Origin of the sequence: Pseudoalteromonas carrageenovora IAM 12662 (assembly GCF_900239935.1) — a bacterium.
Classification (GTDB): Bacteria; Pseudomonadota; Gammaproteobacteria; order Enterobacterales; family Alteromonadaceae; genus Pseudoalteromonas; species Pseudoalteromonas carrageenovora.
In genome coordinates, this window is the sequence record NZ_LT965928.1 from 2,393,125 (window position 1) to 2,418,636 (window position 25,512).

Annotated in this window: 27 protein-coding genes; 15 read left to right on the forward strand and 12 right to left on the reverse strand. The window is 40.9% G+C overall.

Translation table 11 applies throughout. The features are described from left to right. Positions 1-25 precede the first annotated feature (25 nt). The 6 genes from ALFOR1_RS10795 to ALFOR1_RS10820 all read left to right on the forward strand — a co-directional run bounded on the left by ALFOR1_RS10795 (position 26) and on the right by ALFOR1_RS10820 (position 5,434). Complete coding sequence (locus ALFOR1_RS10795) at positions 26-1,015, forward strand: fumarylacetoacetate hydrolase family protein (protein ID WP_104642971.1); 990 nt, start codon at positions 26-28, stop codon at positions 1,013-1,015. 216 nt (positions 1,016-1,231) lie between these two features. Then, complete coding sequence (locus ALFOR1_RS10800) at positions 1,232-1,795, forward strand: cyclase family protein (RefSeq protein ID WP_197709268.1); 564 nt, start codon at positions 1,232-1,234, stop codon at positions 1,793-1,795. 41 nt (positions 1,796-1,836) lie between these two features. Continuing rightward, the gene (locus ALFOR1_RS10805; protein WP_104642972.1) at positions 1,837-2,997 is read left to right on the forward strand and encodes an alpha/beta hydrolase family protein; all 1,161 of its coding nucleotides are present in this window, start codon (positions 1,837-1,839) and stop codon (positions 2,995-2,997) included. Positions 2,998-3,007: 10 nt separating this feature from the next. Beyond that, positions 3,008-3,943: a VOC family protein gene (locus ALFOR1_RS10810; RefSeq protein WP_104642973.1), complete on the forward strand. Its 936-nt coding sequence runs from the start codon at positions 3,008-3,010 to the stop codon at positions 3,941-3,943. A gap of 2 nt (positions 3,944-3,945) precedes the next feature. Then, on the forward strand, positions 3,946-4,302 hold the full coding sequence (locus ALFOR1_RS10815; RefSeq protein ID WP_104642974.1) for a Rieske (2Fe-2S) protein: 357 nt from the start codon (positions 3,946-3,948) through the stop codon (positions 4,300-4,302). Position 4,303: 1 nt separating this feature from the next. Beyond that, positions 4,304-5,434: an FAD-dependent oxidoreductase gene (locus ALFOR1_RS10820; RefSeq protein ID WP_104642975.1), complete on the forward strand. Its 1,131-nt coding sequence runs from the start codon at positions 4,304-4,306 to the stop codon at positions 5,432-5,434. 87 nt (positions 5,435-5,521) lie between these two features. Here ALFOR1_RS10820 and ALFOR1_RS10825 read toward each other — a convergent pair whose 3' ends face one another. Genes ALFOR1_RS10825 through ALFOR1_RS10865 form a run of 9 tightly spaced genes read right to left on the reverse strand, consistent with a single transcriptional unit; the run spans position 5,522 to position 13,234 of the window. Further along, a complete protein-coding gene (locus tag ALFOR1_RS10825; RefSeq protein WP_104642976.1) occupies positions 5,522-6,280 on the reverse strand; it encodes a sulfite exporter TauE/SafE family protein in 759 nt (252 codons plus the stop codon). 24 nt (positions 6,281-6,304) lie between these two features. Continuing rightward, positions 6,305-7,291, reverse strand: coding sequence for an aldo/keto reductase (locus tag ALFOR1_RS10830; protein WP_104642977.1), 987 nt, complete (start codon positions 7,289-7,291; stop codon positions 6,305-6,307). Between the two features lie 20 nt (positions 7,292-7,311). Further along, the gene (locus ALFOR1_RS10835; RefSeq protein ID WP_104642978.1) at positions 7,312-8,256 is read right to left on the reverse strand and encodes a Gfo/Idh/MocA family oxidoreductase; all 945 of its coding nucleotides are present in this window, start codon (positions 8,254-8,256) and stop codon (positions 7,312-7,314) included. Between the two features lie 14 nt (positions 8,257-8,270). After that, the gene (locus tag ALFOR1_RS10840; RefSeq protein WP_104642979.1) at positions 8,271-9,110 is read right to left on the reverse strand and encodes a class III extradiol dioxygenase subunit beta; all 840 of its coding nucleotides are present in this window, start codon (positions 9,108-9,110) and stop codon (positions 8,271-8,273) included. Positions 9,111-9,112: 2 nt separating this feature from the next. Continuing rightward, on the reverse strand, positions 9,113-9,502 hold the full coding sequence (ligA, locus tag ALFOR1_RS10845; protein ID WP_058429838.1) for a protocatechuate 4,5-dioxygenase subunit alpha: 390 nt from the start codon (positions 9,500-9,502) through the stop codon (positions 9,113-9,115). 9 nt (positions 9,503-9,511) lie between these two features. Further along, complete coding sequence (locus tag ALFOR1_RS10850; protein ID WP_104642980.1) at positions 9,512-10,405, reverse strand: amidohydrolase family protein; 894 nt, start codon at positions 10,403-10,405, stop codon at positions 9,512-9,514. Then, on the reverse strand, positions 10,402-11,421 hold the full coding sequence (locus tag ALFOR1_RS10855) for an amidohydrolase family protein (RefSeq protein WP_104642981.1): 1,020 nt from the start codon (positions 11,419-11,421) through the stop codon (positions 10,402-10,404). The genes ALFOR1_RS10850 and ALFOR1_RS10855 overlap by 4 nt, the downstream gene beginning before the upstream one ends. 49 nt (positions 11,422-11,470) lie before the next feature. Continuing rightward, on the reverse strand, positions 11,471-12,544 hold the full coding sequence (locus ALFOR1_RS10860) for a 4-oxalomesaconate tautomerase (protein ID WP_104642982.1): 1,074 nt from the start codon (positions 12,542-12,544) through the stop codon (positions 11,471-11,473). After that, complete coding sequence (locus ALFOR1_RS10865; RefSeq protein ID WP_104642983.1) at positions 12,545-13,234, reverse strand: 4-carboxy-4-hydroxy-2-oxoadipate aldolase/oxaloacetate decarboxylase; 690 nt, start codon at positions 13,232-13,234, stop codon at positions 12,545-12,547. Positions 13,235-13,380: 146 nt separating this feature from the next. On the opposite strand from ALFOR1_RS10865, the gene ALFOR1_RS10870 reads away from it, so the two are divergent. Then, positions 13,381-14,580, forward strand: a complete 1,200-nt coding sequence (locus ALFOR1_RS10870; RefSeq protein WP_104642984.1) for a LysR family transcriptional regulator — start codon at positions 13,381-13,383, stop codon at positions 14,578-14,580. On the opposite strand, the gene ALFOR1_RS10875 is transcribed toward ALFOR1_RS10870, so the two are convergent. Then, the gene (locus ALFOR1_RS10875; protein ID WP_104642985.1) at positions 14,577-15,449 is read right to left on the reverse strand and encodes a helix-turn-helix domain-containing protein; all 873 of its coding nucleotides are present in this window, start codon (positions 15,447-15,449) and stop codon (positions 14,577-14,579) included. The two genes, ALFOR1_RS10870 and ALFOR1_RS10875, sit on opposite strands and share 4 nt — an antisense overlap. A gap of 121 nt (positions 15,450-15,570) precedes the next feature. Here ALFOR1_RS10875 and ALFOR1_RS10880 point away from each other — a divergent pair, with 121 nt between their 5' ends. Further along, on the forward strand, positions 15,571-16,389 hold the full coding sequence (locus ALFOR1_RS10880; RefSeq protein ID WP_269459733.1) for a 4-hydroxybenzoate 3-monooxygenase: 819 nt from the start codon (positions 15,571-15,573) through the stop codon (positions 16,387-16,389). A gap of 16 nt (positions 16,390-16,405) precedes the next feature. Then, the gene (locus tag ALFOR1_RS20625; RefSeq protein WP_269459734.1) at positions 16,406-16,780 is read left to right on the forward strand and encodes an FAD-dependent monooxygenase; all 375 of its coding nucleotides are present in this window, start codon (positions 16,406-16,408) and stop codon (positions 16,778-16,780) included. Between the two features lie 261 nt (positions 16,781-17,041). On the opposite strand, the gene ALFOR1_RS10885 is transcribed toward ALFOR1_RS20625, so the two are convergent. Next, entirely contained in the window at positions 17,042-18,562 is a 1,521-nt protein-coding gene (locus ALFOR1_RS10885; RefSeq protein ID WP_104642986.1) for a carboxylesterase/lipase family protein, read from the reverse strand. Here ALFOR1_RS10885 and ALFOR1_RS10890 point away from each other — a divergent pair. The 6 genes from ALFOR1_RS10890 to ALFOR1_RS10915 all read left to right on the forward strand — a co-directional run bounded on the left by ALFOR1_RS10890 (position 18,482) and on the right by ALFOR1_RS10915 (position 23,095). Further along, a complete protein-coding gene (locus ALFOR1_RS10890) occupies positions 18,482-19,132 on the forward strand; it encodes an OmpP1/FadL family transporter (RefSeq protein ID WP_227006952.1) in 651 nt (216 codons plus the stop codon). The two genes, ALFOR1_RS10885 and ALFOR1_RS10890, sit on opposite strands and share 81 nt — an antisense overlap. Before the next feature lie 80 nt (positions 19,133-19,212). After that, positions 19,213-20,367, forward strand: coding sequence for an IS110 family RNA-guided transposase (locus tag ALFOR1_RS10895; protein ID WP_104642378.1), 1,155 nt, complete (start codon positions 19,213-19,215; stop codon positions 20,365-20,367). 311 nt (positions 20,368-20,678) lie between these two features. Continuing rightward, positions 20,679-21,041: a hypothetical protein gene (locus ALFOR1_RS10900; RefSeq protein ID WP_227006951.1), complete on the forward strand. Its 363-nt coding sequence runs from the start codon at positions 20,679-20,681 to the stop codon at positions 21,039-21,041. 1 nt (position 21,042) lies between these two features. Further along, positions 21,043-21,456, forward strand: coding sequence for a YeeE/YedE family protein (locus ALFOR1_RS10905; RefSeq protein ID WP_104642987.1), 414 nt, complete (start codon positions 21,043-21,045; stop codon positions 21,454-21,456). A 4-nt stretch (positions 21,457-21,460) separates the two neighbouring features. Further along, positions 21,461-21,862, forward strand: a complete 402-nt coding sequence (locus ALFOR1_RS10910; RefSeq protein WP_104642988.1) for a DUF6691 family protein — start codon at positions 21,461-21,463, stop codon at positions 21,860-21,862. Between the two features lie 153 nt (positions 21,863-22,015). After that, a complete protein-coding gene (locus tag ALFOR1_RS10915) occupies positions 22,016-23,095 on the forward strand; it encodes a mechanosensitive ion channel family protein (RefSeq protein WP_104642989.1) in 1,080 nt (359 codons plus the stop codon). A 109-nt stretch (positions 23,096-23,204) separates the two neighbouring features. On the opposite strand, the gene ALFOR1_RS10920 is transcribed toward ALFOR1_RS10915, so the two are convergent. Then, positions 23,205-25,340, reverse strand: a complete 2,136-nt coding sequence (locus ALFOR1_RS10920; protein WP_104642990.1) for a TonB-dependent siderophore receptor — start codon at positions 25,338-25,340, stop codon at positions 23,205-23,207. Between the last annotated feature and the right edge of the window lie 172 nt (positions 25,341-25,512).

Here is a 25,512-nt window from a genome sequence, read left to right on the forward strand (position 1 = left end):
GTTTAACAAACACCGTGACCAAACAATGAAACTAGCAACAATTAAAAACACAAATCAAGATGGTCAACTCGTCTTAGTATCTGAAGACTTGAAAGACTACGTAGAAGTAGGCGACCTGGCCACTACACTTCAAGATGCGTTAGATTTATGGCCTGCTATAGAAGAAAAGCTTTTAATACGTTATGAGGCCCTTAACGCTCTAGAACTAACTGACATTAATAAAGTAAGTGACGCCGAGTTTATGGCTCCTTTACCGCGTAGCTGGCAATGGCTCGATGGTTCTTTATTTTTGAATCATGGAACGCTTATGCAACAAGCATTTCACCTTGAACCTATTGAAGGTGCCGATTCTTACCCACTAGTTTACCAAGGTGCTGGCGATAGTTTTTTGTCGGGCAGTGCACCAATCATTGCTCCTAGCGAGCAAGTCGGTATTGATTTTGAAGGTGAATTTGGCGTCATAGTTGGTGACATTCCTATGGGGAGCAGCGCAGATTATGCGCTTGGTCAAATACGTTTAATCGTTATGCTTAACGACATTAGTTATCGCGCACTTGGCCCTCGAGAAATGAAAACCGGTTTTGGCTTTGTGCAAGCAAAAGGACCTACCTCATTTGCTCCTTTTGCTATTACACCTGACGAACTTGGCCGACACTGGCATAACGGGCGAATAAACCTCCCTTTAGACGTTTATCGCAACGATAAATGGTTTGGATCACCGGAGGGTTCACAAATGTATTTTGGCTTTCATGAGCTCATCGCTCATGTCGCAAAAACTCGCCCTATCAAAGCAGGCACAGTATTCGGCCCGGGAACCGTTTCTAATGCTGATGTTACCAAAGGCCAAGCCTGTATCTCAGAGCTTCGTGCTAAAGAAATGATCGCGACAGGTAAACCGCAAACAGAATTTCTTAAATCTGGCGAGATTGTTCACATGCAGGTACTTGATCAGCGCGGTAAAACTGTATTTGGCGAAATAAAACAACACGTTACAGTGGAGAATACAGATGTTTAATCCATCACAATATAAACTTATCGATTTGTCAGTTACGCTTGAAAATAATCCATACACAGATCCCCCACCACTGCTTCCTAAAATTGAATACACCGATCACCAACAAGGCTGGCCTGAGATGGCCTCAATGTTTCCGGGCTTAAAAAAGAGCAATTACCTGGCGATGAATCATGGGCTGCGGAACGTTTAGAAATCACCACGCACAGCGGAACACATATGGACGCACCTTGGCATTACGCCTCAACCACAGATGGCGGAAAACCAGCGTTTGGTATCGACGAATTACCGCTTGAATGGTGCTTTCAACGCGGTATTAAATTGGATTTCAGGCACCTTCCAGATGGTTATGTGGTTACTGCTGAAGATGTTGTAAAAGAGCTTGCTCGCATTAACCATACTCTCTGTCCATTGGACATTGTGCTAGTTAATACGCGTGCCGGCTCTGTATTTGGAAAGCCAGGATACTTAGATGCAGGTGTCGGCATGGGTCGCGAAGCAACATTGTACCTTTTAGAGCGCGGTGTAAAAGTAGTTGGAACCGATGCCTGGAGCTGGGATGCACCATTTAAATATACAAAGCAACGCTTTGAAGAAACTGGCGATCCGTCAATTATATGGGAAGGCCACAAAGCAGGAAGAGACATAGGCTATGGTCAAATGGAAAAACTAGCAAACTTAGAAGCTTTGCCTAGTACAGGTTTTTTAGTGTCTTGCTTCCCCTACAAAATAAAACATGCATCCGCTGGTTTTGTCCGAGCGGTTGCATTTTTAGAAAAATAATTAATGCAAACAGAACACACTTAACGAAGAGAGAAAATATTATGTTTAAGTATTTCCCAACAAATTACGTATGGAATTTATCAATTAACCTAGCCATAGAAATGGGTGCTCGCATTGGTGAAATAGAAGAAATGTGTGGCCCTTTACAAGAAGCCGCAAAATCACCAGATAAAGAAGGAGTTCAAGCATTTAGAGACACGTGGGCTAAAATGGCCGATAAACTCTGCGGGCTTGCCGAAGAAGACATTGAACGTGGCAGACTACTTTCAGCAGGGTATAAATATAATCGTGCTGCAACCTACCTTATAACGTGTGAACGTCTGCAAGCACATGGTGCACCGGGTAGAACTGAGCTCTACAAACGTTCACTCGAACTTTTCCATAAGTCTATCGAATTAAGTCAAGAAAACTGCCAGCGCGTTGAAATCCCATATGAAGGTAAGCATCTTTCAGCCCTTTATGTAAAAGCTAAAGGCGTCGAAGGTCCTGCCCCAATTCTTATTCAGGTAAACGGCCTTGATTCATCAAAGGAAATGAAATATCGCGTTGGTTTACCACAATGGTTAGCAGAACGTGGGGTTTCATCACTAATTTTAGATCAACCAGGTACTGGTGAAGCATTAAAACTTCAAGGGTTACATGCGCGTTTTGATACTGAGCATTGGGCAAGTGTGGTGGTTGATTGGCTTGAACAACATGGCGACGTTGATAGCAAACTGATTGGTATGGAAGGTGTTTCTTTAGGTGGTTATTACTGTCCTCGCGCGGTTGCAAATGAACCTAGATTAGCATTGGGTTGTGTGTGGGGTGCAAACCACGATTGGCGAGATGTTCAAAAACGTCGATTAGAAAAAGAAGGTGACTTCCCAGTACCTCATTATTGGACTCATGTGCAATGGGTTTGGGGCGCCAAAGATATTGACGATTTTATGGAAATCGCTGAAAACGTACATCTTGACGGCCAAATTGAAAAAATTAAAGTGCCATTTTTAGTTACTCATGGCGCTAAAGACTCTCAAATTCCACTTAAATGGGCACACAGAACATTTGATCAGCTAGTGAACAGCCCAAAACGTGAGCTAAAAATATTTACTGAGCGCGAAGGCGGTGTCCAGCACTCAAGTTTTGATAACAGTTCAAACGCGGGCCAATACATTGCTGATTGGGTAGCAGAGACATTTAATGAATTAAAGGCACAATAGGAGTCACACCATGAATATTATTGGCCCAGATACACTTGTTTTTAGTGTTGAAGACACTGAAAGCTGTAAGCAGTTTGCACTTGATTATGGTTTAACGCAGCAAAGCGATACTCGCTTCGTAGCCCTTGACGGGACTGGCATTGAAATAAAAAAAGCAGATGACAGCTCACTACCGAGTCCTCTTGCAACTGGTTCAATGCTACGTAAAACGATTTACGGCGTAAAAGATCAGCATACTATTGATGCATTAAAAACTGAGCTTGAGAAAGACCGAACAGTAACAACTCTAGACGATGGCAGTATCGAGTCTGTTGACGATTTAGGTTTTGTTATTGGTTTTCAAGTAACTATACGACAATCACTCGAGAACCTACCTGCAGAAAAGGTCAACGCGCCTGGGTCTGAAAATAACCGTGCGGTAAATAATATTGGTATTAATACAGACTTTAAGGCGCAACCTCGTAGCCTTTCTCATGTTGTGTACTTTGTACCGGATGCCGTTAAAGCCGAAGCTTTTTACGCACAGCGTTTAGGCTTTATTACTACGGATCGTTTTACCCATGTAGGTCCTTTTATGCGCCCTGCCGGTACCAATGATCACCACACATTATTTTTTATAAATACCCCACCACACATGCAAGGTATTGAGCATTTCACTTTTCATATGAGCGGACCAACAGAAGTTTCTCAGGCAGGTACTGCCTTAGTTAATAAAGGCTATCAAAGCTTTTGGGGGCCAGGTCGTCATATATTTGGATCAAATTGGTTCTGGTACTTCAAAAGTCCGTTTGGCTGCAACATTGAGTATGATGCTGATATGGATTTACATGATGGTGAATGGACTGCGCGAGAAGCGATGCCTGGTGCTGATAATTCGCAAGCTTTCTTACTTCAATACCGGGAAAAGTGGGCACCAATGGGCCCACCTCCGGGTAAACCAGAGTAATCATGAGTAAAGTATTTATCGCCCATAAAAGCGATATTACAGAGGGGCAAGCGAAAGGCTTTGACCCTCTTAATCAAGGGCGCGACAGCCTCTTTATAGTTCATAAAAATGGGGAGTGTTATGGCTATAAAGATATCTGTCCTCACTACGGTGATACCACATTACCTTGGAAAAAAGATAAATACTTAGATTCAAAAAGTGATCAAATAGTCTGCGCTGCCCACGGCGCTTTATTCGAAATTCGCACTGGTATTTGCACACAAGGGCCATGTAAAAATCAGGCCTTAACAAACATTGAATTAGATATTCGCCAACACAATGAAATTTGGGTGGATATAACAACAATAAAGGAGTTCTAAAATGAACCCGTGTATTTCTAATGTATTAATAATTGGTGGTGGCTTCTCTGGTATGTCAGCAGCCATCGAACTTGAGAAAAAAAATATTGCTGTCGATTTGGTCGAAATTGACCCTAACTGGCGAGCAGAAGGGGCTGGGATCAGTTTAGGCGGAGCCACCATTCGAGCTTTTCAACAACTTGGAATTTTAGAAGAGTTTTTAGCAAAAGGCAGTGCCCATGAAGGGCTAGATATATATGCCCCGCATGGTTTGCACCTTGCCCATATACCAACGCCATTAATGGCTGATGCTAATATTCCAAAAGCGGGCGCTATAATGCGACCAGCACTTGCACAAATTTTGGCAAATAAAACGAAACAAACCAATGCCAATGTTAGGCTTGGCTGTACATTTTCATCTATAGAACAAGACGAAAATGGGGCAACAGTAACCTTTACCGATGGCACAACAAAAACATATGACCTAATTATTGGTGCTGATGGCTTGTACTCAAAAGTACGACAAATCATATTCCCTGAAGCTGAAAAGCCTAAATTTGTAGGCCAAGGTGTATGGCGAGCCGTACTGCCTCGCCTTGAAGGCATTGATAACACGGTAATGTGGGTAGGCGAACATATTAAAGTAGGGGTTAACCCTATGTCGAAAAACGAAATGTATATGTTTGTTACTGAAGATAAAATTGAAAATAATTATATTGAACCAAAAGACTTTTTACCTTTATTAAAAGCACTTGTTGCCAAATTTCCGGCTACTGTAGTACAAGAGATACATGCTCATCTAAATGAAAACTCTAAAATTGATTACCGCCCGCTTGAAGGACTATTAGTTAAAGATGCATGGCACAAAAACCGAATCGTCCTTATCGGCGATGCAGTACATGCAACAACACCCCATTTAGCGTCGGGTGCATGTATAGGTATTGAAGATGCTATTGTACTGGCTGATGAACTAACTAATCATGCTCACTTGGAACAAGCACTTAGCGCCTTTAAAGAGCGCCGTTGGGAGCGTTGTAAGCTTGTTGTTGAAAACTCGGGTCGGCTTGCTCAAATTGAAATAGAAGGAGGCGACAAAGCTGAGCACTCTGCAATTATGCGCGACTCCCATATTGCTTTAGCTAAAGCAATATAACTGACCCGATTTTAAGTTAACTAGGTTGTTAATACCCCTTCGCTGAAAATGAGTGACAGCGAGGGGGTATTATTTACCTTATCCCAACTAATTATAAAAATAACGGACGCCTTGCCATATCAAATGCAGGGATAAAAAGCTCAAGATAAGTCGTAATCCCTTTCTAAAGTTAGCTCCATGAGTTTTATTTAATACATGTAAACCTACAAACGTTCCGAACACACCACTAATAACCATACAAAAAATTAAAGGCAGCCAATCAAGAAAAGCAAATCCAACAACGCTAAAAACCGCCGCTTTTAATACATGCTGAAGTGCCATACAGCTTGAAAATGTTGCCGTAAATTTTAATTTTTCATACTCTTTTGTATACAAATAACTGCTTACAATTGGGCCGCTAGCGCCAACAAATACAGAGAGAAAGGCAGTACTCAACCCTGCAATAAGGCGCACGCTTGGTGATGTGCCACTAAATTTGGGCTTTGGACCCCACAACAAATAAAAAATAAATATTGCCAACACAATTTTCATCGGCTCAAGTGCTATTTGTATTAATACGGTAGTCGATAACACAGCACCAAACAGCCCCCCTACTGAAAAATAAGCCAACATATCTAGGTCAATGTATCTATACGTTGCTATTGCACGAGTCGCATTAGAGCCTAACTGAACTAGGCCATGAACAGGAATAACAATGGACATAGGCAGCATTGAGGCCATTGTAAGAAGTAGTAATAACCCGCCTCCTGCACCAAATGCGGCGGTAATAAATGATCCAAAAAAAGCGGATGCAATTAAAATCCCCGCATAAAGCGGGGTGAGTAAATCATTTAGTAATAAGCTCAAACCGAAAGACCTTAATTGCTACATTTAAAACTCTTCGGTATCTATTTCTGCTTGAGTTGATTCAGGATAACGCGAACCACTAACTGAAGATGGTGAGAATAAAGCTGATAGTTGCGTTAACTGTTCTGCAGACAGTACAATATTCTCAGCACTTACATTATCGGCTAAATGTTCACTATTCTGTGTGCCAGGAATAACATGTACATGCTCACCTTGATGAAGCACCCAAGCTAAACACAATTGAGCCAGTGTTAAGTGTGTGCTCTGTGCAATAGATTTTAGTGCACTTAACAATTGCTTATTTTTGCTAAAGTGAGGTTCGTTAAAGCGCGGCATTCCACGTCTAATATCCCCTTCAACTAGTGCCTCTCGACTGGTAACCTGATCAGTTAAAAAGCCTCTGGCTAATGGTGAAAATGCAATAAAAGCAGCCCCTATATGTTTACATGTTTCAAGGACTGCAATCTCAGGATTACGCGTCCATAACGAATACTCTGTTTGCACTGCTGCAATCGAGTGTACGCTATTTGCTCGCATTATTGACTCAGCTGATACCTCAGATAAGCCAATTGCTTTAATTTTTCCTTCAGTAACTAAACGCGAAAGCTCACCAACACTCTCTTCAATCGGTACAGATTTATCCATACGGTGCAAGTAATATAAATCTAGGACTTCTGTATTTAGTCTAGTTAAGGACGACTCTATTGTTGAGCGAAGCGTTTTAGGACGCCCATCAATAACGCGTTTACCATTAACGCCGGCCATACCACACTTGCTCGCCAAAAAAATTTTATCTCTGTGCTGTTTTAATGCTTTGCCCAGCAGGGCTTCATTTTTACCAAATCCATACAAAGCGGCAGTATCAAAATGTTCAACACCTAACTCAATCGCCTCGTGTAATAAATTAATTGCAGCTTCATTTGAGGGAGGATGCCCATAGGCATGGCTCAAGTTCATACACCCCAACCCAATTGGATTAACGCTATAACCATTAATTTGACGCTTATTCATACCCCCTCCTTTGCGATTAATTATTGATTATTTAATTGTTGCTCTAAGTCGTGAAGCACACGATAACAATCAAGTACCTGATCAACACTCGAGTTAGGTTCTCGGCCATCTTTGATAGCAGTAAAAAACTCTCTATCTTGTAGCTCAATGCCATTCATAGATACGTCAACATTAGAGACATCAATCGCATTTTCTTTGCCATCCACTAAATCATCATAGCGTGCTATATATGTACCTGTGTCACCGATATAGCGAAAAAATGTCCCTAAAGGCCCATCATTGTTAAACGATAATGATAGGGTACAAATTGCACCATTTTCAGCTAATAATTGAATAGACATATCTAAAGCAATACCGAGCTCTGGGTGAATTGGCCCCTGAATAGCATTAGCTTTAACCACTTTAGCGCCAGCTTGATAAGCAAACAAATCAACAGTGTGAGCAGCATGGTGCCATAAAAGATGATCAGTCCATGACCGGGCCTCGCCTTTAGCATTAATATTTTTACGACGGAAAAAGTACGTTTGTACATCCATTTGCTGAATATTAAACTCTTTAGCCGAAATTTTATTATTAACCCATTGATGAGATGGATTAAAGCGGCGAGTATGCCCAACCATACAGGTCAGCCCCGTGCGCTTTTGTACCTCAACTACTTTTAATGAATCTTCCCAGCTATCTGCTAATGGGATTTCAACTTGCACATGCTTACCCGCTTCCATACATTGGATAGATTGCGCAGCGTGTTGCTGAGTGGGTGTGCATAAAATCACTGCATCGGCATCAATTTTAAGCGCATCGTCTAAGCTCGTAAAAACTTGTGGTATGGCGTAGTCATCAGCCACTTTTTGAGTTTTTTCTGGCGTACGACCAACGAGTGCAACCACTTCAACACCATCGATATTTTTAATACCATCAAGGTGCTTAATGCCAAATGCGCCTGGTCCAACAACAATTACTTTCATAAAATTTCTCCAGGTTATTTATTTTCTAAAACAAGATGACCAACAGCAGTATTCGATGCGGGTACATGATAATGACGCTTCTTTAATTCAACCTCATCATTGAGCGCTCCACGCATTACAAGCCACATAATAAGCTCAATCCCTTCAGAGCCAGCAAGGTTAATGTATTCAAGATGAGGTTTTAGGGCTAAGTTTTCAGCATCATCAACAATGTCATCTAAAAAGGCATTATCGAATTCTTTATTAATTAAACCTGCACGTGGCCCCTGTAATTGATGGCTCATGCCGCCCGTCCCCCAAATTTGTACATTTAGGTCTTCATCAAAGCTTTCTACAGCTTTACGTAAGGCCTTACCTAAATTGTAACAACGCTGCCCAGATGGGGTTGGATAAAGTACTACATTGACAGCAATAGGAATAACTTTACACGGCCAATTTTCAGGCTGACCAAACATTAGCGATAACGGGACCGTTAAGCCATGATCAACATCTAGAGTATTAACAACAGTTAAGTCAAAGTCGTCTTGAATAACAGATTGAGCAATATGTGATGCAAATTCAGGATAGCCTTTTACATTGGGTACAGGACGTGGCCCCCACCCTTCATCGGCTGGTTTAAACTCTTCACCTGTTGCAATCGCAAAGGTAGGAACTAAATTAGAGTCAAACGCGGTTGCATGATCGTTGTATACCAATAATACAACGTCCGGCTTTTGCTCCTTTATCCATTCTTTAGCGTAATCATACCCCTCGAATAATGGTTTCCAATACTCATTATCAGTTATGCCATTATCGATTGCGGCACCAATAGCCGGAACATGTGATGTTGCAACACCTGCTTTTATTTTGGCCATGATTAACTTCCTTTTTTTAATGTATTACTGCTGTCGGGTACACGACCCCCTGATAGCATCATTTGCGCGTATTCGTCTTGTGTCATACCCGTCATCGTTGATGCTGCGGCTTGAAAACTAATACCGTCGCTAGAAAAGATTTTTGCAAGGAAATAAATATTGCCGCCTAAGCTCATCATTTTGTTGTAATCACGTGCTATAACCGCTTCTTTTTGTGCTTCACTCATTGGCCACTCATCAAGGTAGGCTTTCTGACCTGCTTTAAACCTTTCACGATTTGGCGCCTTCATCAACGACATGCAAAATTGATTTAAGTGAAAACCTAAACGCGCCATATCGGCGTCAAATATAGTGGTACCTGGCACCTCTTTATAAGGTTTATTAATAGCCATATATATTCCTTATTTTGACCAATACAAACGCATTGGATTATCAATTAATAACTTTTGCTGTAATTCAGTAGTGGGGGCAAACAGCGGGATCATGTCCACTAATTTACCATCGTCAGGCATGTGGCTTTTCATATTTGGGTGAGGCCAATCTGTGCCCCATAAAACACGGTCAGGAAAACTTTCGACGACTTTACGCGCAAAAGGAACAACATCTTGGTAGCCTTTATTTGGACCATCAATAGAAATTCGTTCAGGGCAGCTTACTTTAGACCATACATTTTCATTTTCGAGCATAAACTTTAAAAACAACGCAAAGTCTTCGCCTTCAACAGATTTAGTAACATCTGGGCGCCCCATATGATCAACAACTAATATTGTTGGTAAACTAGTGAAAAAATCATAAAGCTCGGGTAAATCTTGGCTTTCAAAATAAATAACAATGTGCCAATCACGTTTAACTATTCGTTCTGCAATGCGTTTTAACGAGTCAAATGGCAAAGCATCAACTAACCGCTTAACAAAATTAAAGCGTACACCTCTAACACCTGCAGCATGCAATCTATCAAGCTCAGCGTCGCTAATATCTTCTTTAATAGTTGCAACACCACGTGCTAAACCATTTGATGCCAAAAGCGCATCTACCATCGCATTATTATCAGCTCCATGACAGGTTGCTTGCACTATCACATTTCGACTAAACCCTAAGTAGTCGCGTAAATCCCAGAGCTGCTGTTTTGATGCATCGCATGGTGTGTATTTACGTTCGGGTGCAAAACCAAACTCATTGCCAGGACCAAACACATGACAATGCGCATCAACAGCCCCTTTGGGTAACTCAAAGCTAGGTTGTGATGGCGATTGATGCCAATGAAGCCAATCGGCATCCATTACAAATTGACTCATAAACCCAACCCTTTTAATTTGGCGTCTAAACGTGGGTATACGCGACGCGCATTTTCTTCAAATATCGCTTTTTTGTCCGCTGCCGATATTTCTAATGTGTCAATGTAACGTTTAGTATCATCAAAATAGTGTCCTGTTTGCGGATCAATACCGCGCACGGCCCCGATCATTTCAGAGCCAAATAAAATGTTTTTAGTATCAATAACGTCTACTAATAAATCAATCCCCGGTTGGTGATAAACGCAGGTATCAAAATACACATTTTTCATTACGTGCTCATTTAAAGGTGGCTGCTTCATCATATCAGCCAATCCTCGGTAACGCCCCCAATGATAGGGAACAGCTCCACCACCATGAGGTATAATAAACCGTAAATCAGGGAACTCTTTAAACAAGTCACCTTGCAAAAATTGCATAAATGCGGTGGTATCAGCATTCATATAGTGCGCACCTGTTGCGTGAAAATTTGGATTACATGAGCCCGATACATGGATCATTGCAGGAACATCTAGCTCAACCATTTTTTCATAAAGTGGAAACCAACTTGGATCGGTTAACGGCGCTGAAGTCCAATGACCGCCAGAAGGGTCAGGATTTAAATTACAGCCAACAAATCCTAATTCATTAACACAGCGCTCTAGCTCAACAACTGAATTTTCAATCGGTACACCGGGTGATTGTGGTAATTGGCACACTCCTATAAAACGCGTTGGGTATAAGTCAACAACCCTTGCTATCAAATCATTACACGCTGAGGTCCATTGTTTTGATACCTCTTCATTACCTACGTGATGCGCCATAGCCGATGCACGAGGTGAAAAAATAGTCATGTCTAGGCCGCGTTCATCGAGCAACTTTAACTGATTTTTTTCAATACTTTCGCGAATTTCATCGTCTGAAATATGGGGAACATCTGGGAGTGCTCTTCCCTCTTTAAATGCTTTAATTTGCGCTTCTCTAAAAAGTTGTAATGGCTCTGGCGCTGTTGTGTAATGGCCGTGGCAATCTATTATCATTGTGTGTCTCCTGCTAAGAGTATTATTGAAACTATCTTTTAATATGCGATCAAGCCATTGCGGAGCCGACCATTAATAACCGCGCGGTTCTTAATAGCGCAGAGCGATGTATTTTATAAGTGCTCAGCTGTGTAACACCTGATACCTGCATTTCAACAGTAAACTGACCCGTTGGATGCTCAACAACGATATCAAACTCCCCATCACTAAAGTTTTGGTTAGCATACCTATAGGCTACTGTACCTTTTAAAACACATGCACTTGCTACGCTCACACTGCCTAACACCCCAATGGCCTCATGAACACGGTGGGGTATAAATGTTCGAGTGTTAATTACCCCACCATTTTTTGCAGGGCTTACTAAAGACATTTTTGGAATCGTTTTATTAGTCACATCCCCTAAATTCATCTTCTCACCCGCAATTAAGCGAATGCCTTCAACCTTTTGTTTTAAATCTTCATTATCTTCGAGCATATTAGGCGATTCATCACCCACTAAACCAAACTCGCTAGCATCTAAAATAACCACTGGCATACCGTTATCAATACAGGTTATTGAATAACCGTTAATTTCATCTATGGCATTACCCGTAGGAAAAAGTGCACCACAATTGGCACCTGCTATATCTAGAAAGTCGAGCGTGATAGGCGCTGCTGAGCCTGGTACACCGTCTATTTCGGCCTCCCCTTTGTACCTTACTTTACCATTAGGTGTTTGAACACGAGCTACAGCTGAGGCTGCAGTATTAAGCATATGAATTCGTACATCGGTTGTTTTTTCATTTGCATTCACTAAGCCCTGCTCAATTGCAAATGGCGCAACACCGGCGAGTAAATTGCCACAATTTTGTGTGTCACTCACCACTGCTTTATCAACAACAACTTGTAAAAAAAGGTAATCCACATCAGTATTTGCACGCGTTGATTTTTCAACAATAGCCACTTTACTGGTGAGAGGATGTGCACCACCTAAACCATCAATTTGCCTTGTATCAGGCGAACCCATTATGTGTAACAGTAATTCATCGCGCTTTGAGGAATCACTAGGAAGATCACTGGCTAAAAAATAAAGCCCTTTAGAGGTACCACCACGCATAATTGAACAAGGGATAGCCGTTTGCATTTACTTATCCTCATTCTGCTTTATGTAAGTTAAGCCTTTAGCTGCTAAACGCTCGCGCATAGCATATATATCCAAACCTAACTCACCCGAAGCTAAACGCTTTCGCTTATCTTCTTCGTTAGCAACACGTTTTAGTACTTTTTCATGAACTTCTTCACCACGGCTTTGCTCAACAACAACGACGCCGTCATCATCAGCAATAATAATGTCTCCAGGTTTTATATAAGCCCCTGCGCACACAACAGCTACGTTAACATTTGCAATGGTTTCTTTAACTGTACCTTGCGCATAAACATCTTTAGACCAAACCGGGAAGCCCATTTCAGTCAGTGTTGCGATATCGCGTACACCACCATCTATAATTAAACCTTTAACGCCACGCGCTTGTAATGAAGTTGCCAACAAGTCACCAAAAAAACCGTCAATACACCCGCTTGTAGGTGTAACAACAAGTACATCACCTGGCTGACATTGCTCTACAGCTACATGAATCATCCAGTTGTCGCCAGGAGCTACTTCACATGTTACTGCACTGCCGGCAATTCGCGCTGAGCGATAAATAGGCTTCATATAGCTGGCTAATAAACCAACTCGACCTTGTGCCTCATGCACTGTTGCAACTTCAGCATTTTGGTATTTATCTAACGTCTCTTTATTAGGACGCGCTATATCTGTAATGCACACAGCCATACTACTCACCTTATTTATAATTATACGTTGTTGATGCAACGAGTATATTCAAGAGAGCTATACAAAGAACTTTAAAAAGCTGTTAAAGATCATTAATTTTTTCTATAGTGCAATTAACTATGCGTTGATGAAATAGCTAAATAAAAATGAAATTTAATAATAGACACTTACTAATATCCTTGCATATTAAGAACTTGAAGTCGTTAAGCAAAGCAGCCAATGCTGTTCACTTAACCCAATCAGCACTCACTCAAGGCATTAAAAAACTTGAGGACGAACTTAATCAACCCCTATTTGTTCGCAGCCACTCGGGGATGACACCAACGCCTAGTGGTTTATTTTTCTTAAACCGAGTTGAACGTGCATTTGAGTATTTAGATGAATTTTCGAGAATCATTTTTAATAGTAGAAATAAGCAAGATGGCTTTAATCGCTCTGTCACTTCAAAGCAGCTAGAAGCGCTCATAAATTTAGTTCAAATGAAAAGCTACACCGCCGCAGCTAATAAGCTCAATTTGTCACAACCTACCTTGCATCGTAGCATCAAAGATTTAGAGCAACTGTGTCAAAAGGAGCTAGCAGTGCGCTCTCCTACGGGCATTGAACCGACGTGGACGGCAAACTTGCTTAATCGCTTTGCAAAGCTATTTTTCTCTGAATTACGTCAAGGTATTTATGAAATGAGGGAGTTCAATGGGCAAATGGATGGTTCTCTAAAAGTGGGTAGTTTACCATTGGCACGCTCAGCTATTGTGCCATTGAGTATTATTGCTTTGAATAATGAATTCCCTGATGCACAGCTAAGTATTATAGATGGTCCATACCAAGAGCAGCTAGCTAACTTACTTCATGGTGAAATTGACATTATTGTCGGTGCATTACGCATCCCAGTTCAACATAGTGATATTGAACAAATTCCATTATTTAAAGATCAACTTTGTATTGTAGTGAATGCTCAACATCCTTTAGCAAGTCGCCAAACAATTTCAACGAAAGAACTGCAGCAACTAGAATGGGTAGCACCAAACAAAAGTACCCCCGCGTGGCAGGTTTTTAGTAGCATATTTGTTAGCCGAGGCCTGCCCCCACCGAACCATGTAATAGAGTGTAGTTCGCAAGTTGCTGTGCGTGGTATTTTATTAAACAGTTCGCGAGCGGCCTTGTTACCAGCCAAACAAGTTGAAGTAGAAGTCCAATCGGGGATTTTAGCTATATGCCCGATGACACTGCCCGATACTGACCGTAGTATAGGACTGACGATACGAAAAGATTGGCAACCTACCCAAATGCAATCGCGTTTTTTAACAATAATTAAAAACCATACCCGTACACTTCAATCAAGTTAGTTAGTATTGGACTGTTGCTTGAATAATGTTGGGGTTGTACTAGTGGCTAACTTGAAAAAACGGCAAAAATACGCGCTATCTTTAAACCCTAAATGAAGTGCTATTTCGTCGATTGTTTGTGTAGTATAGATTAAACGTCGCTTTGCCTCAGTAATCAGACGCTGGTGAACAATCGCTTTGGGAGAATCATTTAATAAGCTTTTACAAATACGGTTTAACTTTGAAGTAGATATATGTAGTTTCTCAGCGTATTCTGGAATAGTCATATGCGATGTATAATTTAGCTCAATTAAGCTTCTGAAGTTAAAGACTATTTCTGCTTCTCGACTGCGGGCGCCACTTGTAAACTGAGTCGTATTTTTTTGCCTATAAATATTTAATAAAATCAATTTTAGCAATTGCTCAACGGCAATAGATGTGCCTAATTCATTATAATTAATTTCGTACATGAGTAGCTCTATATAGTGATTCAAATGGGCTAAACGTGCTGTATTTTCAAACTCAACCGTTAATGGATTTAATAACAACTGGTTGAGATTAGTCTCATCATGATTGCTTATTAAAAAACTGTCGTCTATTGAAATTACAAACCCTTGTGTCCGTGGTTTAAAATGAAAGCCATGTACAACACCTGCTGGAATAATTACCCCCCAATCCCCATTAAGTTGATACTCTTTTTCATCTAACCTTGCCGTCCAAGTGTTATTAAATACAATGACAATTTGTGCTAATTTATTATGGCGATGTGGTGATATCTCCCACATCAGTTCACTACTTCGAAAAGCGATATCTTCCACATGCACATCACCGGGCTCTTGGCGAATAAACGGCTCTCCGTATAAGCCATAAAATGGAATGTTTTTCTTCATGTAAATTTTAACTCAAGTTAACTTTGACTCAAAAGTACAACAGATAACATCAATTGTGAATGGTTTAAGCTCTATCTAATGAGCAATATAAACTAACACGATGTTTTCAACGAGTATAAAAATGCAATCATTAAAAACTAAAATAGCAATCATTGGCGCAGGGCCCTCTGGATTGTTACTCGGTCAACTTCTAGCTAAAAAGGGAATAGATAACGTAATTATAGAACGCGCATCGAGCGAATATATTTTAGGTCGTATTCGCGCAGGTATTTTAGAGCAAGGATTGGTTAGCCTACTTGCAGAAGCTGGTGTAGATGAGCGAATGAAAAAAGAAGGCCACATTCACGATGGCTTTGAAATAGCACATTATGGTAAACGCCATCGCATAGATATAAAAGCACTCACAAACGGCAGCACAGTTATGTGTTATGGGCAAACAGAAGTTACCCGTGATTTAATGCAAGCACGCCAAAGCATAGGTGCAACAACTTATTATGAGTCTAGTGATGTTGTCATTCATGAGCAAAACTCAAACTCCCCATTTGTAACGTTTACTAAAAATGGTATTGAATATAAATTAGACTGTGATTATATTGCTGGATGCGATGGCTTTCATGGCGTTACTCGACAATCTATCCCTAAAGAGAAACGTAACGAATTTGAACGCATTTACCCATTTGGTTGGCTTGGATTACTCAGCGATACCCCCCCTGTTGCTGATGAGCTTATTTACTGTAAAACTAAACGAGGCTTTGCCTTAGCGAGTATGCGCTCTTCAACCCGTTCACGTTATTATTTACAGGTGCCATTAACTGATAAAGTTGAAGATTGGTCTGATGATGCATTTTGGGCTGAGCTTAAAAAACGCTTACCTGAAGACGCTGCTAACAGGCTGATTAGCGGTCCCAGTATCGAAAAAAGCATCGCCCCCCCTTCGTAGCTTTGTATGTGAACCAATGCAGGATGGACGCTTATTTTTAGTTGGTGATGCCGCTCATATTGTACCGCCCACAGGCGCTAAGGGCCTTAATTTGGCAGCATCTGATGTATCCACTCTCAGCAAATTGCTAAATAAGACATACAATGGTGAGGAGCCTAATGCAGTATTAAAATACTCCGAAATTGCATTAAAAAGAGTATGGCATGCCGAGCGATTCTCATGGTGGATGTCAAACATGCTACATGAATACGATGATAACAACATAAATGAAAACGAGGCTAAAACGTTTAAACGATTCATGGCATCCGACCTTGATTTTCATCTAAATTATGAAGAAGGTAAAAAAGTTATGGCTATCCAATATGTGGGAATGCCATACGAAAAAATTTAAATAATTCCCTTAAAATAAAGTAAGCCCATATGACATGTGTCATATGGGCTTACTTTATTAATGAATACAACCAGCTAACGTACTTAGTTATTTCGTGCAAACGCTCAATTTTCAATCTACCTCCTTAGCTTCTTCGAACTAATTAAATTCAATAGTTTCATTATTTATTGCTAAATATAGTGGCCAACGTTGAGTGCAATAATGTGATTAGAGCCCATATTTGGTAGATTTTAATTCAATCAGCACGGGTTCCATGAATATTTATTGGCTAATTAGATTGGTTATCTCATTCAAGCGATTCGCCAGTGGGTCCTGTTTTACCTCACTTCCGTTCTCGTTAAATTCAATTATTCTATTATCTTTAGCATTGTAGGTAGGCCAAGCACTGCCTTGCTTAGGTGACGGATCACTGTATTTAGCAAACCTTACCCATGCAGTGTGCATTGCACTGGCAACTTTAAAATCGTTTTGCGATGCTGATAGGTTTTGCTCTAGTATATTAAAGACAAAAGGTATTTCAGTAGCATGGTATGCACCATCAACTTTGCCTTTTAACTGACTAGGAACGTAATTAAAGCGATAAAGCCATATAGGCTGATCATTCATACTTGCCTTGCTTGCAATATAGCGCGCAGGTTCTACAAAACGCTTATCACCGAATATCATAGAGCCTAGCAGTGGATAATTTAACTCCCCGTTTTTAGCTAGCACAAACGGCAAATACGCTTTAGTGAACTGTACTCTATTGTTCACTGATTTGAGCGTTTCTGTGGCTATTGCAATAGCTCCTTGCGGATTATAGTCTTTTAAAAACCCCCATTCAAAATCAGTGCTCCCAATAAATAAGGGAATTTTTTTTTGTTGACCTTGAGCAAACCCCACCTCGTCAGTTGTTAATACAATAGATGAGTCAATCATCGGCCCGCTATAAGTAGGCGTATTTGCGTTCATCATATTCAACCCGCTTAGAACCTTTTCTGCAGGCAAAGCACGTAGTTTTGCGAGTGCTTCTTTATCATTGGTATTAATACCCACACTTTTAGCAAATTGAACACCAGCATCTTCAGCTGAAAGGTTACCTCTAGTGCCTTTTTTATTTAAGTATACGACCGTTTCTGTTGAATCGCTTCTCCCTCCGCCTGATTGCACAATTACTTTATGAAAAAACCCTTCAGATTGAGGCGATAACATATGAACATTTACTGAGCGTCCACCCGCTGACTCACCAAAAAGAGTTACATTATTGGGATCCCCACCAAAATGGGTAATGTTATTTTTAACCCATTTTAATGCAGCAATTTGATCCATCAAGCCGTAGTTTCCAACTGGTGTATTTTTGCTTTGCTCACTCAACTCAGGATGAGCAAAAAATCCAAAACGCCCTAACCTATAGTTAAAACTAACAAATACAACACCCGACTCAGCAAACGACTGACCACTATAAATAGCCGCTGACGAACCGCCATTGACAAAACCTCCGCCATGTATCCACACCATAACAGGGCGCTTTCGAATAGCATCTTGTGCTGGTGTCCATATATTTAAGTAAAGGCAATCTTCACTCAATGGGCCTTTTAAGGGCGCCAAGTCACCCATAAATGGAACTTGCATACAGTCGGGGGCATATTGAGTTGCATCAAGCACGCCTTGCCAAGGCGTTGCACTTTTAGGTTTTTGCCAACGTAAATTAGCAATAGGTGCTTGTGCATAAGGGATCCCCAAAAATTTATTAATAGGTCTTTTTGTACCTATTGCAGACACCCCTTTGACAAACCCTATAATGACAAAGTAAGTATTGGCTTATTAGTTTATGGTAATGGCGGTATGAACACCGACTACAGCGCCGATTCAGAGCCTGAAGGCACATTTTATGCTGGCACTACTGGTGTTGATTTAAAGCAAATGTTTATTAGCCCAACAATAAGCTACAAACTTAACGAGCAAATACGCCTTGGTGTATCGCCAATTTATGCAGTGCAACAGTTTAAAGCTACAGGCCTTGGAAACTTTGCTCCTTTTTCGCAATCGCCACAAGCCCTTACAAATAATGGCACCGACACCAGCACAGGCTTGGGCATTCAGCTAGGTATTAGCCAAGATATAAACTCGTCATTAAGCTGGGGAGCAAGTTACCGCTCATCAGTATCTATGCAAGAGTTTGATAGCTATAAAGGTTTGTTTGCAGAGCAAGGTGGATTTGATTTACCTAGTTCACTTCAAATTGGCGCAGCTTATAAAATTACGCCAAACAACCAGCTTGTATTTGATTGGCAAAAAATAAATTACAGTGAAGTAAACAGCATTGCTAACCCTATTGGTAATTTAGACATAATGACTCCCACACGGTGTTAGCCTCCGCTTTTCGTGGGTTAGCTTAATTCAAAGCCAGAGCCATAATTAGTTTGCCAATTAACTAAACAGCAGAGGCTAACATGAACAAACATAGCATACTTTTTATCGGACTTGATACACATAAAGAATTCAATGAAGTCGCCTATATTGAAGAACATAGAGGCTCTCAACCTGTTCACCTTGGTCGATTTTCTTCTTCCAAAGTGGCCGTTCAAAAGCTTGTTCGTCAGTTTGAATCTAAATACCCTGGCGCAACGCTACACTTTGTTTATGAAGCAGGCCCTTGTGGTTATTGGATTTACAGATTAATCACAAGCCTTGGCCATTGCTGTTATGTGGTTGCCCCATCTCTTATTCCTAAAAAACCAGGCGAGAAGATTAAAACCGATAAACGTGATGCCCTTAAGCTCGCTAAATTACTTAAATCTGAAGATTTAACACCTATCTATGTTCCCGAGCCTGAAGATGAAGCCGTACGCGATTTATCTCGCGCACGCGAAATAGCCATGGAAGATTTAAAAGATGCTAAATATCAATTAAAAGCGTTGATGCTTCGCAATAATATTAATTACAAAGGCACCGCAAATTGGTCACAAAAACATTTACGTTGGCTCACTGAGCTTGTGCTGCCACATCCCGCGCAGCACATTGTCTTACAAGAGTTTTTACAAACAATTACCGAGCGAATAAGCCGACTTGAAAGACTAGACAATGAACTAACACATCACGTCCATCAATGGCGTTATTATCCCGTTGTTAAAGCAATACAAGCAATGCGAGGTGTTCGCTTGTTGGTCGCCACCGGCGTTGTGGCTGAGCTTGGTGATTTATCGCGCTTCGACCATCCCCGTAAATTAATGAGTTATCTCGGTCTTGTACCCAGTGAACACTCGAGTGGTGGCAAACGCCATATTGGCGCTATCACAAAATGCGGAAACGGCCGAGCAAGACGCCTTCTCGTTGAAGGTGCACACACTTATCGGTATGCGGCAAATATATCGACAGATATGCAAAAACGACAAGAAGGTTTACCAAAGGACATTATTGATATTGCGTGGAAAGCACAACTTAGGCTCTGCAAGCGCTATAAAAAAATGATAGCCAAAGGGAAACACTACAACCTTGTTGTCACCGCAATTGCCCGAGAAATGATTGCGTACATATGGGCCATTGCAAAAGAAGTGGTACTTACGCCAGTGAACGCAAAACTTAGATTGGCAAGAGTACCCGCATGATAAACGAATTAGAGTTAATGCATGGGATCAAGCATCGGGTGTGGCACAACCACCGACGGCATTAGGATGGCAATGCAGCTAACGCTGCATTGAACCACGAACATAGACTGAAGACAGGTGCCACGACGGAATAAGTAAGGTCTGCTCTGTTGCTAGAAATAGTAATAACCAACGAATATCAGCAAGATAACCGACGAAATTACTTGCTTCATCTTATGTATTAACTCGCTCTAATTCGAGCTAAAGTAATTATGGCTTAAAAAAGTTAGGCAGGGATCAGTGCGTTTAACTTGACAGTGGGAGTCATACCAATGTCAGCTCCACTGGGTGCCGATGCGGGGGCAGGTTTTGGTTGGGACGATATGAACATTTATAAGCTGGGTTATCAATGGCAGCGTACAGCAAAACAAAAAATTCGCTTTGGTATTTCGTATACAGAGCAACCTATTCCTTCATCAAACGTTTTACTTAATATTTTAGCGCCAGGTGTACAAGAGTGGCACTTTACTACTGGTTTTAGCCATTCTTTTAGTAACTCGATACAATTAAATGCAATGGCTTTTTACTCGCCAGCTAAAAAGGTATCGGGTGCTAACTACTTAGCGCCAAACCAACAAATATCAATTGAGATGGAGCAATCAGGCCTAGGTGTGTCGGTTGTTTGGGGAATATAAAATGGTTACAGAGTTTACGCCAATAGCGGCAGCTATAGGGGGGGCTTTAATAGGAATAGCGTGCGCACTATTACTGGTTTTATACGGAAAAATAGCCGGTATATCAGGCCTTGTTAAATCTGTTTTTAATAAGCAAACGTCTGAGTCGCGTTGGAAATTATACTTTATTATAGGGCTATTATTGGCCGGTATTTCAGTGCGTATATTTGCGCCGTCTTTATTAGAAGGTGAGCTGAGCTTATCACCGGTGCTTATTGTTATAGCTGGGCTACTTGTTGGTATGGGCACCTCTTTAGCTAACGGCTGCACAAGTGGCCATGGCGTATGTGGTATGTCGCGTTTTTCTACCCGTTCTTGGGTTTCAACATGTACATTTATGGCTGTGGCTATAATTACAGCAAACCTAGTAGGGTAAAAAAATGACAGCAGTAATTCATGTTATTTTAGGATTTATATTTGGCTTAGGGCTTATCATTAGTGGTATGACAAACCCTGACAAGGTACTTAACTTTTTAAATTTTCAAAACCACTGGGATGGCAGTTTAATTATTGTAATGGCTGTGGCTATGGGAATAATGATGCTTGCGTGGTTTTGGGTTGCTAAAAAAGATAAACCACTACTAGGTGAAACGTTTACTTTAAGCGATGTTAAAAACATTAGCCCTCGACTAATAACTGGCTCGGTATTGTTTGGTTTGGGCTGGGGATTAAGCGGCATATGCCCAGGCCCTGGCCTTGTACAACTTACCTCACTTAAAATGGAGTTTTGGTTATTTTTTGCAGCCGTACTTGGCGGTATGTGGATAGCTAAAAAAGTATAAATTTAACTATTTGTCCTTCATTAAAACTGGCAGGTATAGGCTTGCCAGTTTAAACCCATTTAATTAACCCCTATTTACTTACTTAACCTAACTATTAGCTTAGGTACATAACTTGCTGCTTTACCCTTTAAGTTTTTAAAAAAGGGATCTGTAATGTCTGTTAATACGCTTTATAACCTAACAGAGCAGCCTTGGGCTGTTATTGCTATTTGCTTAGTTACGTTAACTATAGCCTTGTTTTGTATCCGCTTTTTTATAATGTACTGGCTCAAAAAATGGACCTCTCATACTAAGTTTATTTTTGACAGCTTATTTATAGAGTCAATTTCTAAACCGCTCACTCTTTGCACAATAATTGTGCTTCTCACCATTATAGAGCAAGGCCTTTTAATAAAAAATGAGTCTATAGCGCACTTTATTTCGTTTTCGACCATTAATATTATTTTGGGTTTAGTGGCCATTATTTTATTTTTTGACCGTTTTTTTATTGGCACTATTAATTACTACAGCAAAGAATCGGCGGTAATTTTTAATTCGCAAAGTATTATTAAAGGCGTTATTAGGGTTAGCGTTTTATCGGTTGGTATTTTAGTTTTAATGGGGACTTTAGGTATTTCTATTACACCTATTATTGCCTCATTGGGTATTACCTCGCTTGCTGTGGCACTCGCCCTGCAACCCACCCTTGAAAACTTTTTTTCGGGCGTACAGCTTGTTATAGATAAACCCATACGTGTGGGGGATTTTATTGAGCTTGAGTCAAAGGAGCAAGGCTTTGTAGAAAAAATTGGTTGGCGCTCTACGTGGGTTAAAATGCTGCCAAATAATATGATTATTATTCCTAATAGTCAGCTTTCTAAATCGCGTATTATTAATTACTTTTACCCAGAAAAAGAGCTGAGTGTACCTGTTGATGTAAGCGTTCATTACAGCTCAGACTTAGAGTTTGTAGAACAAGTAACACTTGAAGTTGCTCGCCAAGTACTAATTGACCATGAATGGGGTGTTGATGATTACAATACCTTTGTGGTGTATCACACCTTTGATAACTCAAGTATTAATTTTACCGTAATGCTGCGCGCAAAAGAGTACTTTAATCGATTTTGGGTTAAATCTGCTTTTATTAAAGCGCTGCATAAACGCTATAACCAAGAAGGTATTGTGATCCCCTTCCCTATTACAGCCATTAATACATCGCAAGAAGCGGCTAATTTTAATAACGCTGAACATTAAAAAACCGAGGTAAGCATGCGCCTACCTCGGTTTAATTATTTTACTACATGTATAGTTACGCGCTTTTATGCTGTGTAATAAAGCATAGATAGCCGTTTACTTACGTGCTTTAAAATTTATAGGTTACTTGGCCTACTATTTCACGCGGGCTGCCCGGGAAGTGACCGTTACGCTCACTAAAGCCACTTACTGCGTATTCTTTATCGAATAGATTATTGATATTTACACTTAATAACACATCGTCAAAGCGGGTACTCCAGCTCATGTCGAATACGGTAAAGGGTTTAACTTTTTGGCCGTCTTGGCTTATTTGCTCGCTTACGTAATTTGCGCCAAATGCTATAGACGAGTCGATGCTATCAAGCGCAAAACGCGACCATAAACCAGCTTGGTGGCGCGGGGCATTAGCAAAGCGAGAGCCATCACCGTAGGTGCTTGAAATAGTATCGCCCGTTACACCCTCAACAACCAGTGTATCGTTATATGCGTAGTTAGCAGTTAGCGTCCAGTGCTCGGTTAAATCGCCCACCAGCGTTGTTTCAAACCCACGGCTTTCTACCTCACCAATATTTAAAAGTGCTGCAATGCCATCACCCGCGCCAGTGTCGTCAGGGTTGCTCATTACTACGTTTTCTTTATTAATTTGGTAAATAGCAAAGGTGCTCATAATTTTGCCATTAAGCCATTTGTTTTTCATACCAATTTCGGTTTGTTTACCGGTTTCTGGCGTTAAGTTGCCCTCGCCTTCTACATCTTCTTGGTCACCCGATGATGCTGGGTTAAAGCTTTCTGAGTAATTTATGTATACCGATGTGTTTTCAACGGGTTGGTATGTAACAGCCACGCGCGGGGTTACATCGTTATCTGAGTAACTGTAACCGGTTTCTTTGTTTAGCTCTTTAAAATAATCATAGCGCAAGCCGGCAATCACGGTCCATTGCTCGTTAATGCTTACAACATCTTGTACGTATAGGCCAAAACGGTCAGTATCAACACCATCGCGGTTCATGTCGGTAAGGTTATAAGTACTTGGGTCGGTTTCGCCGTAATTTAAGTCAAATATGTTTAAGTTAGCCACGCCGTCTGCTTCATAGCGGGCACGTAAGTAATCGTACTCGGTATCGACTATGTGGTAGTCGCCACCAAACAATACTTGGTGTGCTAATTGGCCTTGCTCAAAGCTATAAACAAAGTCGGTGGTTAAGCTTGTTTCTTCGTTTGCGCGGTATTGATTACGGTATTCGCGTTTAATGGTTTCATCATCAATGTTTGCTTCACCATCGCCGTTTACATCTACCCAGCTTTGCGACTCATGGTAGGCTTGGTCGCGTTCGTTATCCATGTAACGCAGCGTGCTACTTACCGAAAAATCATCATTAAAGTAATGCTTTAGCTCGGCTTGCAGCACTAACGCTTCCATGTTTTGGTAGTCAAATGCTTCGTTTGCGTTGTAACTTGGGTCAACTAAAAAATTACCGTTGTCATCTACCGGTACACCACGTAAACGGTTACCGCCTAAGTCTTGTTTGATGTAGTCAACACTTGTGGTTAGTGTGGTTGAATCTGTTAAATCAAATAATAAACCACCGGTAAACTCGGTGTTTTTTGAATCTGCATTATTACGAAAGCTGTCTTGCTCCTCGTAATAACCACCTACACGATACGCCATGGTGTCGGTTAAACCGCCGGTCATATCAAGTGATGCACCACGTGTGTTGTAATTGCCAAGCGTTAGCTTTAGCTCTTTGCTTTGCGTGTACGAAGGCTTTTTAGTCACATAGTTGATCATACCGCCTGGCTCACCACCACCATATAACGCAGAGGCTGGGCCTTTTAATACTTCTACACGCGCTACATTAAATAATTGCGGTACACCAAAGCCCGAGTACGGATCGCCACGTACGCCATCGTAAAATACATTGGCATCGTCTCTAAAACCACGAAAAGTAACGCCTGAATAACTGTACTCACTTACCCCTGCTATTGAGCGGTATAAATCGGTAATGTCGCGCGCGGCTTGGTCAATAATAAGTTGCTCGGTTAATACCTGCGCAGATTGCGGTAATTTAATAAGATCTAAATCCGTTTTAGTACCAATTTTACTTTCGGTTTCTAGGTAAAACTGCTGAGCGCGGCCTGTTACTTCTATTTTTTCAATATCGTTATTTTGCTCGGCAAATGCCACATTAGAAAAAGCAGAAAAAGACGCAGCAATACTAAGCGCCAAGTATTTTTGGTTAAACATGTTGATCCTGAAAAGAGGTGTATAAAACACCGCGAATGATAACGACTATCATTAACATGTGCAATGTAAATAATTTCATATTCATCCTTATTTTTCGAATGAAGAGTATTTAAGCAACACACTAAATTGGCAGCTCAGCTATGAATAAATTAATTAGCATTACTGGAATACA

Bases quoted from the DNA above. Each gene is read 5' to 3' on its own strand.
- ALFOR1_RS10795 (WP_104642971.1), top strand. From the start codon at position 26: ATGAAACTAGCAACAATTAAAAACACAAATCAAGATGGTCAACTCGTC.
- ALFOR1_RS10800 (WP_197709268.1), top strand. From the start codon at position 1,232: ATGGACGCACCTTGGCATTACGCCTCAACCACAGATGGCGGAAAACCA.
- ALFOR1_RS10805 (WP_104642972.1), top strand. From the start codon at position 1,837: ATGTTTAAGTATTTCCCAACAAATTACGTATGGAATTTATCAATTAAC.
- ALFOR1_RS10810 (WP_104642973.1), top strand. From the start codon at position 3,008: ATGAATATTATTGGCCCAGATACACTTGTTTTTAGTGTTGAAGACACT.
- ALFOR1_RS10815 (WP_104642974.1), top strand. From the start codon at position 3,946: ATGAGTAAAGTATTTATCGCCCATAAAAGCGATATTACAGAGGGGCAA.
- ALFOR1_RS10820 (WP_104642975.1), top strand. From the start codon at position 4,304: ATGAACCCGTGTATTTCTAATGTATTAATAATTGGTGGTGGCTTCTCT.
- ALFOR1_RS10830 (WP_104642977.1), bottom strand. From the start codon at position 7,291: ATGAATAAGCGTCAAATTAATGGTTATAGCGTTAATCCAATTGGGTTG.
- ALFOR1_RS10835 (WP_104642978.1), bottom strand. From the start codon at position 8,256: ATGAAAGTAATTGTTGTTGGACCAGGCGCATTTGGCATTAAGCACCTT.
- ALFOR1_RS10840 (WP_104642979.1), bottom strand. From the start codon at position 9,110: ATGGCCAAAATAAAAGCAGGTGTTGCAACATCACATGTTCCGGCTATT.
- ligA (WP_058429838.1), bottom strand. From the start codon at position 9,502: ATGGCTATTAATAAACCTTATAAAGAGGTGCCAGGTACCACTATATTT.
- ALFOR1_RS10850 (WP_104642980.1), bottom strand. From the start codon at position 10,405: ATGAGTCAATTTGTAATGGATGCCGATTGGCTTCATTGGCATCAATCG.
- ALFOR1_RS10855 (WP_104642981.1), bottom strand. From the start codon at position 11,421: ATGATAATAGATTGCCACGGCCATTACACAACAGCGCCAGAGCCATTA.
- ALFOR1_RS10860 (WP_104642982.1), bottom strand. From the start codon at position 12,544: ATGCAAACGGCTATCCCTTGTTCAATTATGCGTGGTGGTACCTCTAAA.
- ALFOR1_RS10865 (WP_104642983.1), bottom strand. From the start codon at position 13,234: ATGGCTGTGTGCATTACAGATATAGCGCGTCCTAATAAAGAGACGTTA.
- ALFOR1_RS10870 (WP_104642984.1), top strand. From the start codon at position 13,381: ATGAAATTTAATAATAGACACTTACTAATATCCTTGCATATTAAGAAC.
- ALFOR1_RS10875 (WP_104642985.1), bottom strand. From the start codon at position 15,449: ATGAAGAAAAACATTCCATTTTATGGCTTATACGGAGAGCCGTTTATT.
- ALFOR1_RS10880 (WP_269459733.1), top strand. From the start codon at position 15,571: ATGCAATCATTAAAAACTAAAATAGCAATCATTGGCGCAGGGCCCTCT.
- ALFOR1_RS20625 (WP_269459734.1), top strand. From the start codon at position 16,406: ATGCAGGATGGACGCTTATTTTTAGTTGGTGATGCCGCTCATATTGTA.
- ALFOR1_RS10895 (WP_104642378.1), top strand. From the start codon at position 19,213: ATGAACAAACATAGCATACTTTTTATCGGACTTGATACACATAAAGAA.
- ALFOR1_RS10900 (WP_227006951.1), top strand. From the start codon at position 20,679: ATGTCAGCTCCACTGGGTGCCGATGCGGGGGCAGGTTTTGGTTGGGAC.
- ALFOR1_RS10905 (WP_104642987.1), top strand. From the start codon at position 21,043: ATGGTTACAGAGTTTACGCCAATAGCGGCAGCTATAGGGGGGGCTTTA.
- ALFOR1_RS10910 (WP_104642988.1), top strand. From the start codon at position 21,461: ATGACAGCAGTAATTCATGTTATTTTAGGATTTATATTTGGCTTAGGG.
- ALFOR1_RS10915 (WP_104642989.1), top strand. From the start codon at position 22,016: ATGTCTGTTAATACGCTTTATAACCTAACAGAGCAGCCTTGGGCTGTT.
- ALFOR1_RS10920 (WP_104642990.1), bottom strand. From the start codon at position 25,340: ATGTTTAACCAAAAATACTTGGCGCTTAGTATTGCTGCGTCTTTTTCT.